The organism is Vibrio sp. AH4, from assembly GCF_030710545.1.
GTDB classification, from domain to species: Bacteria; Pseudomonadota; Gammaproteobacteria; order Enterobacterales; family Vibrionaceae; genus Vibrio; species Vibrio metoecus.
This window is the reverse complement of record NZ_JALAIV010000001.1, coordinates 2691183-2705105: the sequence shown is the minus strand read 5'-3', so window position 1 is coordinate 2705105 and position 13923 is coordinate 2691183. Positions and strand designations below refer to the sequence as shown.

12 protein-coding genes and 1 tRNA gene are annotated in these 13923 nt (G+C 43.1%); 9 read left to right on the top strand and 4 right to left on the bottom strand.

Annotated elements, in window-relative coordinates:
* Nucleotides 1–291 precede the first annotated feature (291 nt).
* From nagA to MKA69_RS12375, 3 genes are read right to left on the bottom strand one after another with little or no spacing between them, the layout of a single operon-like run.
* Entirely contained in the window at nucleotides 292–1428 is a 1137-nt protein-coding gene (gene nagA, locus MKA69_RS12385) for an N-acetylglucosamine-6-phosphate deacetylase (protein WP_305848151.1), read from the bottom strand.
* A gap of 3 nt (nucleotides 1429–1431) precedes the next feature.
* Nucleotides 1432–2295 (bottom strand): N-acetylmannosamine kinase, encoded by an 864-nt coding sequence (locus tag MKA69_RS12380; RefSeq protein WP_305848150.1) that lies wholly within the window; start codon nucleotides 2293–2295, stop codon nucleotides 1432–1434.
* Nucleotides 2283–3005 carry a putative N-acetylmannosamine-6-phosphate 2-epimerase gene (locus MKA69_RS12375; RefSeq protein WP_305848149.1) on the bottom strand — a complete coding sequence of 241 codons (723 nt, stop codon included), beginning with the start codon at nucleotides 3003–3005 and terminating at the stop codon, nucleotides 2283–2285. Before MKA69_RS12375 ends, MKA69_RS12380 begins: the two co-directional genes overlap by 13 nt.
* 214 nt (nucleotides 3006–3219) lie before the next feature.
* Here MKA69_RS12375 and siaP point away from each other — a divergent pair, with 214 nt between their 5' ends.
* The 7 genes from siaP (at nucleotide 3220) to MKA69_RS12340 (ending at nucleotide 10367) form a co-directional block, all read left to right on the top strand.
* Entirely contained in the window at nucleotides 3220–4185 is a 966-nt protein-coding gene (gene siaP / locus MKA69_RS12370; RefSeq protein ID WP_055030291.1) for a sialic acid TRAP transporter solute-binding subunit SiaP, read from the top strand.
* Nucleotides 4186–4235: 50 nt separating this feature from the next.
* On the top strand, nucleotides 4236–4757 hold the full coding sequence (locus MKA69_RS12365) for a TRAP transporter small permease (protein ID WP_005508754.1): 522 nt from the start codon (nucleotides 4236–4238) through the stop codon (nucleotides 4755–4757).
* An 8-nt stretch (nucleotides 4758–4765) separates the two neighbouring features.
* Entirely contained in the window at nucleotides 4766–6049 is a 1284-nt protein-coding gene (gene siaM / locus MKA69_RS12360; protein ID WP_055030341.1) for a sialic acid TRAP transporter large permease SiaM, read from the top strand.
* 38 nt (nucleotides 6050–6087) lie between these two features.
* Nucleotides 6088–6984, top strand: coding sequence for a dihydrodipicolinate synthase family protein (locus MKA69_RS12355; RefSeq protein ID WP_055044533.1), 897 nt, complete (start codon nucleotides 6088–6090; stop codon nucleotides 6982–6984).
* 128 nt (nucleotides 6985–7112) lie between these two features.
* On the top strand, nucleotides 7113–7949 hold the full coding sequence (locus MKA69_RS12350) for a MurR/RpiR family transcriptional regulator (RefSeq protein WP_001052934.1): 837 nt from the start codon (nucleotides 7113–7115) through the stop codon (nucleotides 7947–7949).
* A gap of 181 nt (nucleotides 7950–8130) precedes the next feature.
* Nucleotides 8131–9285 carry an N-acetylneuraminate epimerase gene (locus MKA69_RS12345; protein WP_305848148.1) on the top strand — a complete coding sequence of 385 codons (1155 nt, stop codon included), beginning with the start codon at nucleotides 8131–8133 and terminating at the stop codon, nucleotides 9283–9285.
* 14 nt (nucleotides 9286–9299) lie between these two features.
* Entirely contained in the window at nucleotides 9300–10367 is a 1068-nt protein-coding gene (locus tag MKA69_RS12340; protein WP_305848147.1) for a YjhT family mutarotase, read from the top strand.
* Between the two features lie 174 nt (nucleotides 10368–10541).
* On the opposite strand, the gene MKA69_RS12335 is transcribed toward MKA69_RS12340, so the two are convergent.
* A tRNA-Ser gene (locus MKA69_RS12335) sits at nucleotides 10542–10629 on the bottom strand.
* Between the two features lie 443 nt (nucleotides 10630–11072).
* On the opposite strand from MKA69_RS12335, the gene MKA69_RS12330 reads away from it, so the two are divergent.
* Nucleotides 11073–12485, top strand: coding sequence for a winged helix-turn-helix domain-containing protein (locus MKA69_RS12330; protein ID WP_305848146.1), 1413 nt, complete (start codon nucleotides 11073–11075; stop codon nucleotides 12483–12485).
* 83 nt (nucleotides 12486–12568) lie between these two features.
* Nucleotides 12569–13729 carry a PQQ-binding-like beta-propeller repeat protein gene (locus MKA69_RS12325; protein WP_305848145.1) on the top strand — a complete coding sequence of 387 codons (1161 nt, stop codon included), beginning with the start codon at nucleotides 12569–12571 and terminating at the stop codon, nucleotides 13727–13729.
* The last annotated feature ends 194 nt before the right edge of the window (nucleotides 13730–13923 follow it).

The window sequence follows — 13923 nt, the reverse complement described above, 5'->3', positions numbered from 1 at the left end:
TCATTAAAAAATATTTTCTTCATTAACTGCGATCGCAAAAAAAATAATTTCCATAAATGTTTTTGTGTGTTGTTTAATCGATGAGACATCAACACGTTGCAGTTATGTTCGTACTTAGATGTGTGTAGTTGGGTTAGAGGAGGCTACGGAAGTCGGAATAACGGTGACGGAAGTGCAGTTAATGCCTAAAGGCATAGAGATTTTTGGGAAGAGCTATTCCAATGATCTCTGCTGAACATTGGAATAGTGAAAGATCTGGTCAATAACGGATTGGCATGTTTGATCGGTAGCTCAGTTGTAGAGCAAGCCTTCACTGACTACAGCCAAGCTTTCATATTTGGAGTTTAATACAGTGGCGGCGGCTCGATAATTGGGTTTTAGTTGCCCTAAATCATCACAATGGATTGCTTGAGCCGGATAAGACGAGGCCATTCTTAGTGCTTCATCTTCCGCGATTCCCCAACGAATAACATTGGCAACCGATTCATCCATCCCGATGTGTGCTCCCGCAAGGTTGCCTCGGCTATTAACCAGTTTATTATCGATGACGCGAATGGTTTCCCCATCCAATTCAAACTGGTTAGTCACACTGCCAAGGCTAGCCATGGCATCGGTAACAATAAGAAGTTTGTCTTCAGGTTTGATTCGCTTCGCGAGTAAAAAACTTTGTGGATGCACGTGAATGCCATCAGTTATGACCGAACACCAAGCATGATCGGTATTCAATGCTGCACCGACAACTCCGGGTTCACGACTCTCAAAAGGCGACATGGCATTAAATAAGTGGGTAAATCCATCAATGAGAGCTAACTTCTCAGTGGTTAATTGGGTTGTAGTGGCATTACTGTGACCACACGAGAGAGTAACATGATGATCCTTTAACCACTTTAGTGAGTCGATGGAGAGGTTTTCAGCCGCGACCGTTACAAGAACTTTGCCTTTGGTTGGCCAGTGAAACTGTGAAAGTTGCGCTGGTGTCGGGGAATAAAACAGATCTGAGTTATGAGCGCCTTTCTTTTCTGGGTTTAACCAAGGGCCTTCTAAGTGAATACCCAATACACCCGAGACTTGATGTTCGATTGCAGATTGAATGGCATCAAGTGCACGGTTGATGTGTTCCGGTGTTGCACTGATTAAGGTTGGAAGCAGATAGGCGGTTCCGTGAGTTCTGTGTGCTCGGCAGATCGAATCAATACCCGCAAGAGTCATGTCATTATTGAACATGACATCGCCACCGCCATTAACTTGTAAGTCAATGAATCCCGGAGCGATCAATGCACCATCAAAATGTTGATGTTCAATATCCGCCGTCAGAGACTCAACAGGAACAATGGAGTGAATGTGTGAACCCTCCCAAACCATTGCCGCATTCTCGTAATACTGAACTCCATCAAAAAGCCGTGTGGCTGAAATTGCCTTTAATGCCATTGTTTACTCCTTAAACTGAAATGCTGCTCCGAGTAGGCAAGCATCATAATCGCCATGAGCAGGAGTAACAGGAACGTGAAATACAGGCGGTCGAGATTGAATAGCCTTGTTGAGGCGTTCAAGGTAGCCTTCTGCGAGACCAATTCCACCACCCAAAACAATAATATCCAGATCTAAGCATGCTTTAAGATTACAGCATAATGTGGCTATTGCTTGCACACTTCGATTGATGATCGATTCTGCTTTCGGGTTGAATGCGGCTTGCTTAAATAACTCAACATTACTCATTGCCTCGGTAAAAATGGCTTCGCTCTCTTTTTGAATCGCGTTACCTGAAGCCATGGACTCAACACAACCTCGCTGACCACATCCGCATAATGGGCCTTCAATTGCTACCGACATGTGACCTATGTGTCCCGCTAAACCGCTGTTTCCTTTGTGCAGCTTGCCATCAATGATGATTCCGCCACCAACCCCTGTTGAAACCGTAATAAAAGCCATATTTAAGCGAGGATTTTTTAACTGTACAAATTCAAACCATGCCGCGGCCTGAGCATCATTAAGAATGGAGACTGGTTTATTGGTCAGTTGTTCTAGCGTATGAGCTAATGGAAAAGGTACAGGGAATTTAAGAGTCTCAGGATTTATCGATGTGATGCCCTCTGGCGTTACATAACCCGTCGTTGATACGCCTACATAATCGATAGAAGGAAGCCATTCAGTGATCTTTTCGAGAATTGCTTGAACAAACTTGGTGACGTCCTGCACCACAGGCGTTGCTATCTGGTAACGCTGTATGATCGTACCTTCTTCTACAATCGCTAATGCTATTTTTGTTCCGCCGATATCGATGGCTAGTGTGCGCATTTCCTTTCTCCCGCAGCTTGGGTTGCGTTATTGAACCATTGAGTCACCACTTCTAATCGAGTCAATGCAGAACCAACCGTTACGGCAACCGCACCAGACTCAATCGCTTTCGCTGCTAACTCAGGCGTATTGTATCGACCTTCCGCCATGGTAAAAAAGCCGGCTTCAGAAAACGCTTTCACAAGTTGGAAATCTGGAACCGTGGGCTCAATATCTCCGACATAACCTGACAGTGTTGAACCCACAATTTCGACACCTTGTGCATTAGCCCATAATCCATCCTCGAAGGTGGAACAATCGGCCATCGCAAAACATCCCGTATTTTTTATGGCTTGCGCAATTCGTTCTCGGCTTTCAGGGCGTGTTCTATTGGTGGCATCAAAAGCAATGACCGTTGCGCCAGCATTCGCTAAGCCATCCACATCTGAAACAAAAGGGGTGATCCGAACTGGGCTATCAGGCAAGTCACGCTTAACGATACCTATAATCGGAATTGTTACTGCGGCGGATACGGCAGCCACGTTACTGACACCCTCAATGCGCAGCGCTTTTGCACCCGCTTGTTCGACGGCGATCGCCATCGCCACAATGAAATCTGTTTTATCGAGTGGGCTGCCTGTTACAGGTTGTATGGAAACGACAGTTTGGCCGTTTAAAAATCGCTTTAACTCTTCGATATTCAAAAAATTCTTTCTCACGATGGGCCTCATTTTTCTTTTCTAAAAACGTTTTTAATTCCTGACTTGATGAACAAAAGGACTCTTGTAACCAAATTTTGTTCGCCATCACACTTTGAAAAAAGGTGGTTTGAAAATAATCTCCACCGCAATGATAATTCATAACGAAGATTTTTTTCAAACGAAATAAAAGTTTTTTTTGAAAATGGTGAGACAAGGCGTAACAGGAAAGAACAAAGGGAAAAATATGAAAACCATTAATAAGATTACTATCGCAATACTTACTTTGAGTGCTGCTGCTTCTGTCAATGCTGCGACGACTTTAAAGATGGGGATGCAAGCTTCTGTGGGCTCTGTAGAGTACAACTCTGCAAAAATGCTTGCTGACACATTAGAAGAAATGAGCCAAGGGGAGCTCAAACTCGCCCTTTATCCTAGCGCACAGCTTGGTGATGATCGTGCCATGCTTCAGCAACTGACTTTGGGTGATCTCGACATGACTTATGCTGAGTTTGGTCGCATGGGGCTTTGGATACCACGAGCAGAAGCGGTCATGCTCCCTTATGTCGCGAAAGATTTTGACCATTTACGCCGCATGTTTGAATCTGACTTTGGCCAAGGTGTGCGTGATGAAATGCTCCAGAAGTTCAACTGGCGTGCTTTGGACACTTGGTATAACGGTACCCGTGAAACCACTTCAAACCGTCCTCTCAACTCGATTGAAGATTTCAAAGGGTTAAAACTTCGTGTTCCCAACGCCAAGCAAAACCTCAACTACGCGAAGTTATCGGGTGCCTCTCCAACACCGATGTCTTTTTCTGAAGTTTATTTAGCGCTGCAAACCAATGCGGTTGATGGGCAAGAAAACCCGTTACCAACAATTAAAACGATGAAGTTCTATGAAGTACAAAAGAACTTAGCCATGACACATCATATCGTTAACGATCAAATGGTGATCATTTCTGAATCTACATGGCAGAAGCTCTCTGATACAGACAGAGACATCATTCAGAAAGCCGTGCAGAAAGTCGGAGAAGTTCATACACAGACCGTTAAAACCCAAGAGGAAGAATTGGTGTCCTTCTTCAAGAGTGAAGGCATCAACGTTACTTATCCGGATCTGGGGCCATTCCGAGAAGCCATGCAGCCGCTCTACAAAGAGTTTGACAGCAAAATGGGTCAGCCGATTGTGTCGAAATTGGCAGCAATGTAAAGGGTGGAATTCTCTGTCTCAACTGATTAGCTGGCCAGTCCTGGTCAGCTATGGAGCCTAAGATGTTACGTAAGATAGTTGATAATATAGAAGAAATTATTACCGTCCCTTTAATGGCGGCCTTGCTTGTTGTTTTAACTTGGCAAATTGGTACCCGTTGGCTTCTCAATGATCCTTCCTTATGGAGTGAAGAACTTGCCAGATTGCTCTTCATGTATATGTGTTTGGTGGGATGTGCTATCGCAATTAAGCGAAGTTCCCACGTCAACATCACCTTTTTCTCTGACAAACTTCCCGAAAAAGCGCGCTTGTCATTAGTGATCTCGTTAGAGATTGCCGTGCTGGTTTCTATTGGCGCAATCATTGTGCTTGGTTATCAACACGCCCAACGCAATGCGTTCTTTGAATTGATCACATTAGGGATCTCGAGTAGTTGGATGAATTACAGCTTGCCTGTTGGTGGCTTGTTTATGGTGTTTAGACAACTCGAAAAAATCGTCAGCCTTTCGAAGCAGTTATTGGGTGTCAGTGCATCCGCTTCGATGACTGATTCGCAAGTCACAGAGAGGTAATGAGCGCTATGGTGGGTTCAATTTTTGGTTGGTTAGGATTGTTATTTGCGGGCATGCCAGTGGGTTTCTCACTTATTTTTGTGGCATTGGCATTCCTCATTTTAACCAATAGCACAGGGATTAATTTTGCCGCCCAGCAAATGCTGGGGGGGATCGATAACTTCACATTGCTGGCCGTTCCATTTTTTGTGTTAACTGGCCATCTGATGAATAGTGCTGGTATTACAGAAAGAATCTTCAACTTCGCGAAGTCTCTCGTTGGCCATATTACGGGTAGCTTGGGTCATGTAAATATCATGGCAAGCTTGTTGTTCTCTGGAATGTCTGGCTCAGCATTGGCAGATGCAGGTGGGTTAGGTCAGCTTGAAATCAAATCTATGCGTGATGCGAAGTATCACGATGATTTCGCGGGCGGCCTGACAGCGGCATCTTGCATTATTGGTCCTCTGGTGCCGCCATCAGTACCACTAGTCATATACGGTGTGGTTTCCAATACCTCTATTGGCGCATTATTTTTAGCAGGCGCGATACCTGGTTTACTGTGTTGTATTGCCTTAATGGTGATGAGTTATTTTATCTGCAAAAAGCGCGGATATATGACATTACCCAAAGCGAGCCGACGTGAACAACTGAAATCACTTAAAGAAGCGTTCTTATCGCTGCTCACGCCAGTTATCATTATTGGGGGGATCTTCTCTGGTAAATTTACGCCAACTGAAGCGGCTGCTGTTTCATCTCTCTACGCACTATTTTTAGGTACGGTTGTTTATAACACGCTCACGTTACATGGTTTCATCGACATTCTGAAAGAAACGGTCAATACCACAGCCGTGGTTGCTCTGATGGTTATGGGCGTGACTGTTTTTGGGTGGATTGTGGCTCGCGAACAGTTACCGCAGATGTTGGCTGATTATTTCTTAACAATCAGTGATAACCCACTCGTACTGCTTCTGTTGATCAACTTGTTGCTCCTCTTCTTGGGCACGTTTATTGAGTCATTGGCCTTGCTGTTGCTGCTAGTTCCATTCTTGGTGCCAGTGGCTTCAGCGGTGGGTATCGATCCTGTTCACTTCGGTGTTATGGCGATTCTTAACCTAATGATTGGCATTCTTACCCCACCAATGGGAATGGCTTTATACGTGGTTTCTCGAGTCGGAGATATCCCATTCCATACGCTTACGCGTGGTGTTTTACCACTACTGGTGCCGCTATTCATCGTGTTGGCGCTGGTGGCTGTATTCCCTCAATTTACTCTGCTACTACCGGAATTATTCCTCGGATACGGACAGTAGTTGAACTAGCGAACTTATAGAATTTAAAGGTAAACAAAATGAAAAAATTAACAGGTTTGATTGCTGCTCCACATACGCCTTTCACAAAAGATAACAAGGTTAATTTTGCGGCGATTGACCAAATTGCTGAGCTTCTGATTGAACAAGGAGTGAAAGGTGCTTATGTCTGCGGAACGACAGGTGAGGGGATCCATTGTTCTGTCGAAGAAAGAAAAGCCATTGCAGAACGTTGGGTGAAAGCTGTTGACGGGAAGTTAGATATTATTTTACATACAGGCGCTTTAAGTATTGTTGATACCATCAACTTGACAGAGCACGCTGAAACACTGGATATCTTTGCTACCTCCGCTATTGGCCCATGCTTTTTCAAACCGGGAAGTGTTGATGATTTAGTTGAGTATTGTGCTCAAGTTGCTGCCGCAGCTCCTTCAAAAGGTTTTTATTACTACCACTCAGGAATGTCGGGTGTGAATCTGGATTTAGAGCAGTTCTTGATTAAAGGCGAACAGCGCATTCCTAATCTTTATGGCGCAAAATTCAATCATGCTGATTTGTATGAATACCAGCGTTGCGTACGAGTATCGAATCGCAAATTTGATATTCCATTTGGTGTGGATGAGTTTTTACCTGCTGGTTTAGCCGTTGGTGCGGTAGGCGCAGTTGGTAGCACTTATAACTATGCTGCTCCATTGTATTTGAAAATCATTGAAGCATTTAACCATGGTAAACATGATGAAGTCGCAGCGTTGATGGATAAAGTGATTGCGATTATTCGAGTATTGGTCGAATACGGCGGAGTTGCGGCAGGTAAAGTTGCCATGCAGTTACATGGTATTGATGCTGGGGATCCCCGCTTACCTATTCGTTCATTGAATGACAAGCAGAAAGCGGATGTGCTTGCGAAGATGCGTGATGCTGGGTTCCTGTCGATCTAAATAAAGGCTAGGGAGGAATATTCATCCTCCCTAAAAGAAGATTTAAGAACAAATTATCATGATGATGTATTAATAGATCTAGGTCTTTGGTACTTTTATGGTAGTCAAAAGAATATTAAGGACTCCAAGTGAATTTGCCTAAAAATCTGATGGTTCGATTGCGCTCGAATACCGAACCTTTGAGCAAAAAACTCAGAGTTGTTGCTGATTATGTGCTCGAAAATGCACATGAAGTTCAGTATCAGACGATCACCGATCTAGCGTTTAATACAAAAACAAGCGAAGCCACTGTAGTCAGGCTATGCCGTGATTTGGGCTACAAAGGTTATTCGGATTTTAGAATGGCATTGGCGGTTGATCTTAGTCAGTCTGCAAACCAATCTCAGCCCAAAATGGATGGCGATATTTGCGAAGTTTCTGCGCAAAGCGCGGTAGATAGTTTAATGGATACTGCAAAACTGATAGACAGAGCTGCCTTAAATAGAATATGTGAGTTGGTTCATGGCGCTAAGTTTATTGGGTGTGTTGGTGTGGGAGCATCCAGTATCGTCGGTCGCTATTTGGCGTACCGATTAGTGAGAATAGGTAAAAAAGCCATCATGTATGAAGATACACACTTGGCGGCAATGAGTGCTGGACAGAGTGTTGTCGGGGATGCATGGTTTGCAATATCGAGCTCAGGTTCTACAAAAGAGGTGGTTCATGCGGCCACCCAGGCTCATCAACGCGGTGTGCCAGTTGTATCTCTTACGAATATTAGCCATAGCCCACTTTCTTCGATTTCAGATGAAATGTTAGTGGCTGCAAGGCCTGAAGGCCCTCTCACTGGCGGTGCTTTTTCTTCTAAAGTTGGTGCTTTGTTGCTTGTTGATGTTTTGATTAACACACTTTTAGATGTATATCCTGAATATTCAGCCTCCGTATTTGGTACTGCGGAAGTGGTTTTACCTTTAATGGACAGTTAAGCAGTATTTAACAAGTTTGAAACCCATCAAGATATCGATGGGTTTTTTTAGCATTTTCCATGAAGATAATTTTTACTTTAATTAATTGAAAGGAAATTAATCTTCAAAATGAGGTGTTAATGTTCAGTTTCTCACTGAACACCTAACAAAAGTATGGATAGCAATTAATAAGGACAAATCAATGAATATGAAAACTCTATTGACTTACACTACGTTACTTTCTGTGACAGCATTTAGTCATGTGGTCTATGCCGATAATCAATGGCCTGATTTACCTACTGGATTTAAAGATGGGGTTGGTGCACAAGTTGGTTCAAAAGTGTATGTAGGACTTGGATCTCTGGGGAAAAGCTTTTATGTACTTGATTTGAATTCATTATCGAAAGGATGGCAAAAGATTGCTGATTTTTCCGGTGCTGAACGAAGTGGGGCGACGGCATCTGTAATAGGAAATGATATTTATCTCTTTGGTGGCTCCGGCAAAGCAGAACCGTCTGATCCATCGCCTATCTTGTTTGATTCGGTATATCGCTACGACACCAAGAAAGATTCATGGGAGAAAATGAACACCACCTCGCCTGTAGGACTTCTTGGGGCTTCTTCTTATTCTCCGGACAATAGACAGATCCTCTTCTTTGGTGGTTATAACAAAGCCTATTTTGATCGCTATCTTCGAGATATATCGACCACTGACAAGCAAGCAAATCCTGAAGTATGGCAACGTATTGTTGATGATTATATGGGGATGAAGCCTACGGATTATAAATGGAACCGAAACGTGATTAGTTATTTGCCTGAAAAACAAGAGTGGCGTGATTTAGGCATGTCTCCGTATCTCCCTAATTGTGGTAGCGCAACCGTTATTGAAGGGAACAAAGTAACTCTCATCAGTGGTGAGATAAAACCGGGTTTACGCACCGCTGAAGTTAAGCAATATGAATTTGAAATGGATCAACCGTGGCAAAGTTTGTTGCCCTTACCTGCACCCCAAACGAGCAATATCCAAGAGGGTGTAGCAGGTGCATTTTCTGGGAAGACAAATGGAGTGACAGTTGTTGCTGGTGGAGCGAATTTCCATGGTGCGAAACAAGCATTTGAAAACGGAAAAATGTTCGCCCATGAAGGGCTACCTAAGGCGTTTAATTCCGAAATCTATGTAGAAAAAGAGGGCATTTGGTCAACGGTAAATTCGCTTCCGGAGGGCTTGGCATATGGGGCTTCATTTACTACATCAGAGGGTGTTTTAATTGTCGGCGGAGAAAAAAGTGGTAAAGAAATGAGTCATAAGGTTTATATGTTGGCTTGGAATGGCTCTACTGTTGAAGTGATAGACTAATTAAGGAGAGCATTATGGCAATCTCATTTCAATTACTCCCTGAACTTCCAGTAGGAATTAAACACGGAGTGGGTGGAATAATAGGTCAAAAATTGTATGCAGGGCTTGGTAGTTCTGGAAATGCATTTTTTGTTTTAGACCTAAAAGATATGAATAGTGGTTGGAAGTCGGCTGCTGACTTTCCTGGAATTGCTCGAAATGATGCTGCCTATACAGTCTGTGGTAACAAGCTTTATGTTTTTTCAGGTGCAGGGATAGAGGGTAATAACAGCTTTCCAACAGTTTTAATGGATGGTTATGTATTTGATAGTCAAATCAATCAATGGACACGATTAGAGAGAACACTTCCTACCGGCTTTCTTGGTGCATCTTGTTGTAGTCTATCACCGACGGAGATCATTTTTTTCGGAGGGTATGATAAGGATACTTTTAATAATTTCCTTTCTGAATTGTCAATGATTGATGTAAAAAATGATCCTCATAAGCATAAAGATCTTATGACGAAATTTATGTCTCAACCAATAGATAACTATAATTGGAATAGAAATATTTGGTCATTTACACCATGCAATGAACACTGGTCAGTTGTTGGTGAAAACCCATTTAAGCCTAATTGTGGTTCTGGAATAATTCATAAAGACAACGTTGTAACTTTGATTGAAGGGGAAGTGAAGCCAGGTCTGAGAAGTTTGGAGACTAAACGCTACTTTTTTAAAGAAGGAAAACTGGAATATTCTGAGAGTTGTGTATCTATTGTTGATATAAGTAAAAGCCATGAGGGGCTAGCAGGGCATTTTTGCGGTGAAATTGACAATAATATAATTGTTATTGGTGGGGCATATTTTATTGGTAGTCAAGACGCCTCTATAAAAGGAAATTTATATGCCCATAATGGCCTTATTAAACACTTTAGTTCGAATGTTTGGATTTTTGATGGTAAATCCTGGGAGAATAAATGCCAATTAGACTCAGGTCTTGCCTATGGCGTTTCCGCTTCAAACGGAAAAATTATGTATGTTTTAGGGGGAGAGAACTCTAATAGTGATGCAATAACAACATGCTTATCATTATTCATGGATTGATTTGTTCTATCAAAATGTCCATTTTCGTTAGCTAGATGAATGTATCAAAAGTGTTTAAATTGTTGTGTTCTCATCAATCCCCAAGGTAAGGGAGTTGATGAGAGCTTTCTTAAATGATTTTTATAAATTTCAGATAAGAAAAAAGACGCCATAAGGCGTCTTTTTTCTTGAATGTGGCGGTGAGTGAGAGATTCGAACTCTCGATACGTTGCCGTATACACACTTTCCAGGCGTGCTCCTTCAGCCACTCGGACAACTCACCGAATCGTTAACCGCTTGGCTAACGAGGCGCTAATTTAATGATTCTACTGTGGATGGTCAAGCAGAAATCCGAAAAAAACTCGCGCATTGAGCGCGTTTGCTTACAAAGTAGCTGGAGTGGGTAAAATCACACCACTATTGGTGTAGGAGAGGTAGAGCCGGAACAAAATCTCAAGCTGACGTATACCCAATCTTTGCTTATGGGCATAAGCCTTCAAACGATGTCGGCGACCTATACTGGATAGGCCTCGCACACGAGGGGTTTCTCAAGCCTATCTATACCGTTTTGATTTCAGTGATCAATTGCTCAACTCTGTGTATCACAGTGAATTGAGTTTCCCGATTCAGTTTACTCACTCCAAATTTCGGGCCTTGAGTTTTACTCACCCAAGCAAGGTTCCTACACTCGTCAAACTGCAATCCACAAAGACGTATGGCACGAGTATGGTTCAAGAGCTTACCAAACAGAGGAATCCGATTTCTCATCTGGCCGATTGGTATGTAGAGCACCAATCACGAACGCTGCGTAATGCTCACTCCACATTACATTTTGATACAACTCAATTTGCCGTTTTAATGCTTTTGGCTGAAAGCGCGCCAGAGGCAGCCTCGAAAGAGGCCTTATTGGAGAATGTGTGGCGTGGCAAGGTGGTCACTGAAGATAGTATTTATGTGGTGATCAATGGGCTACGAAGAGTGTTCTCTGATAATGCGCGGCAGCCCAAGTATATTGCTACCGAGAATGGTGTGGGGTATCGCTGGATAGCAGAAGTTCGGCGTGAGCGATCTCAGCAAGTGAAAAGGTGGCGGTTAGCGGCGGGAATATCGGGATTATCGAGTCTGGCTCTTATCGGATTATTCTGGTTATATCGCCCTGTCGTATCGCCGCTTCCCGCCACGGCGCTTGAGCACTTTCAACGTGCCAATTATTTAATGACTCAGCCTGCGCAATATCACGATGAGGCGATAGAGATTTATCAATCACTTATCGATCAATATCCCTCTTTTGCAGAAAGTTATGTGAAACTTGCCGCGGCAATGATGAGCACTATTTTCAATAGTGATGTGCGAGTAGTTGAGAAAAAACGATGGATCGAGCAGCAGCTACTACACGCTCTTGAATTGGATCCCACACATCGCGAAGCTCACAAGTTATTAGGCAACCTTTATTTTTTGGTTTTTCATCAACATGACAAAGCCAGAAAACACTTTGAACAAGCACAGGGTTTGGCTGATGCCCATTATTTCTATAGTCAATTCTTATTAGCGATGGGCGAATTTGAAGCTGCTCATCGAGAGTTAGAGCGATACATTGCCTTGCATCCTCAGGGGTATTCAAGTGAAGGAGCCGCTTGGATCTATACCATGGCTGGTAATTATTCGCGCGCGAGGCTTGAGCTAGAAAAACTCAAGGAATTCTCTACAGATAGTTACTATTACTTGGTTTCTCAGCAAGCCATCGCGGAGTTGAGTGGTGATGATAAAACCGCTTTCGCGTTTTTGATGCAACTTATTGAGAAAGCCGGTTACAACCAGTTGGATCGTGATCATTTACAAAGTGAATTTGATTCTTTTGGTTTACAAGGTGTGTATCACTGGCTGGCTTTTAATGATCCGAAAAAGTTGTATATCGGGCAATATTCACCGCCACTTTCCCTTGCTCGCTATGCGATTGTCGCTGGTAAGTACGAAGCGGCGCTGGATTGGTTAGAACTGGCCTATCAACAAGGTCGGATAGAGTTACTGTGGTTGGTGGCAGATCCAAAATATCGTCCTCTGTTCAATGAGCCTCGCTTTATTGCACTCATTAAAAAACTCAATTTATATTTTGCATTACAATCAGTTAAGGAAATTTAAGATCATTTTAAGAGCGATTTAAGGACGGCAGCGTAGCGTTAGGTTCATGCTGCACTGTCTTTAATCACACAATGGATGGTCACATGAAAATACGCATTCGATCTCTGCTTCTTTCTGGGTGCTGCTTATTCGCAAGCTTGGGAGTGAAGGCAGGACAACAAAGTCAATTAGAATGGTTCTATCAAACAGAGGGGGCGATTTGGTCTTCGGTTAAAGTACAGCAAGAAACGGCTTACTTTGGCAGTGATGATGGCCACGTTTATGCACTTAATCTCACTGATAAGTCACTCAAATGGAAATTCGCCACACAGGCTAAAGTGCGTAGCCATGCCGCATTTTATGAACCTTGGGTGCTGTTCAGCAGTGATGATGGTTTCCTCTACGCGTTAGATCAGCAAACGGGTGAACTAGGTTGGAAAGCGTCACTGAATGATAGTGCTGTGAAACGGATTCTGCCTGCTAACCAAGCTCCATGGGAGTTTGACTACAATAAATCCTCACCCGTAGTTGATGAGGGGTCAGTTTATATCGGTAGTGCAGATGGCAACCTCTATAGTTTTAGCGCGAAAGAGGGCAAATTAAGGTGGGCATTTTCTACTGAAAGTGCCATTCGCTCAACTCCAGCGATATATCAAGAATGGGTTGTGTTTGGCTCGAAAGATGGTGGAATTTATGCACTCAATAAAAACAGTGGAAAATTGGTTTGGAAACACCAAACTGGGGCTGCGGTAGTCTCTGATCCTACCGTTATCCAAGATAAGGTGATTATCAGTTCGCGAGATACCAACATTTATGCACTGGAATCGAAAACGGGCAAAGTGGTGTGGCAGTATTCATTCCCAGATCAGTCGTGGGTGGAATCATCGGCAGCGGCAGATCCTTCCCAAAAATACTTTTACATTGGTAGCTCAGATTCTCATAAGCTACTGAAGTTTGAGGTTGGAACAGGTAAACCAGTTTGGTTTTTTAATACTCGTGGTTGGTCATGGGGAACTCCCTTGGTTCATAATGATACGGTATATATTGGCGCTAAAAGTACAGATAGCTATTGGCAAATCCCTTACCGTGGTTTTTATGCGGTCGATGCTCAGGTGGGTGAACTCAAGTGGCAATATCAACCAATGCGCAGCCAAGCTTATGTTTCTGGTGGTGTTTATGGTCAGCCTGCTTTGTATAAGAATCAGCTATTGGTTCCTGACCTTGATGGATCATTACGTGTGTTTGTTGTAAGAGAAGTCCAGTAGTTCGTTAACCTAATAAATTCGAGAGTAATAATAAAGCTATGGCTCCCTAGGTGGAGCCATTGTTTTTGAGGTGGTTTGTTATTGGTTACTTCACACTTTGTTATTTATCTTAAATTGAAATGTTATATTTCTATTCATTTACTAACCTTGGTCACAGTTTAATCATGGGAAAAGTACATTCCCTTGAAGGTTGC

Bases quoted from the DNA above. Each gene is read 5' to 3' on its own strand.
- nagA (WP_305848151.1), bottom strand. From the start codon at position 1,428: ATGGCATTAAAGGCAATTTCAGCCACACGGCTTTTTGATGGAGTTCAG.
- MKA69_RS12380 (WP_305848150.1), bottom strand. From the start codon at position 2,295: ATGCGCACACTAGCCATCGATATCGGCGGAACAAAAATAGCATTAGCG.
- MKA69_RS12375 (WP_305848149.1), bottom strand. From the start codon at position 3,005: ATGAGGCCCATCGTGAGAAAGAATTTTTTGAATATCGAAGAGTTAAAG.
- siaP (WP_055030291.1), top strand. From the start codon at position 3,220: ATGAAAACCATTAATAAGATTACTATCGCAATACTTACTTTGAGTGCT.
- MKA69_RS12365 (WP_005508754.1), top strand. From the start codon at position 4,236: ATGGAGCCTAAGATGTTACGTAAGATAGTTGATAATATAGAAGAAATT.
- siaM (WP_055030341.1), top strand. From the start codon at position 4,766: ATGGTGGGTTCAATTTTTGGTTGGTTAGGATTGTTATTTGCGGGCATG.
- MKA69_RS12355 (WP_055044533.1), top strand. From the start codon at position 6,088: ATGAAAAAATTAACAGGTTTGATTGCTGCTCCACATACGCCTTTCACA.
- MKA69_RS12345 (WP_305848148.1), top strand. From the start codon at position 8,131: ATGAATATGAAAACTCTATTGACTTACACTACGTTACTTTCTGTGACA.
- MKA69_RS12340 (WP_305848147.1), top strand. From the start codon at position 9,300: ATGGCAATCTCATTTCAATTACTCCCTGAACTTCCAGTAGGAATTAAA.
- MKA69_RS12330 (WP_305848146.1), top strand. From the start codon at position 11,073: ATGGTTCAAGAGCTTACCAAACAGAGGAATCCGATTTCTCATCTGGCC.
- MKA69_RS12325 (WP_305848145.1), top strand. From the start codon at position 12,569: ATGAAAATACGCATTCGATCTCTGCTTCTTTCTGGGTGCTGCTTATTC.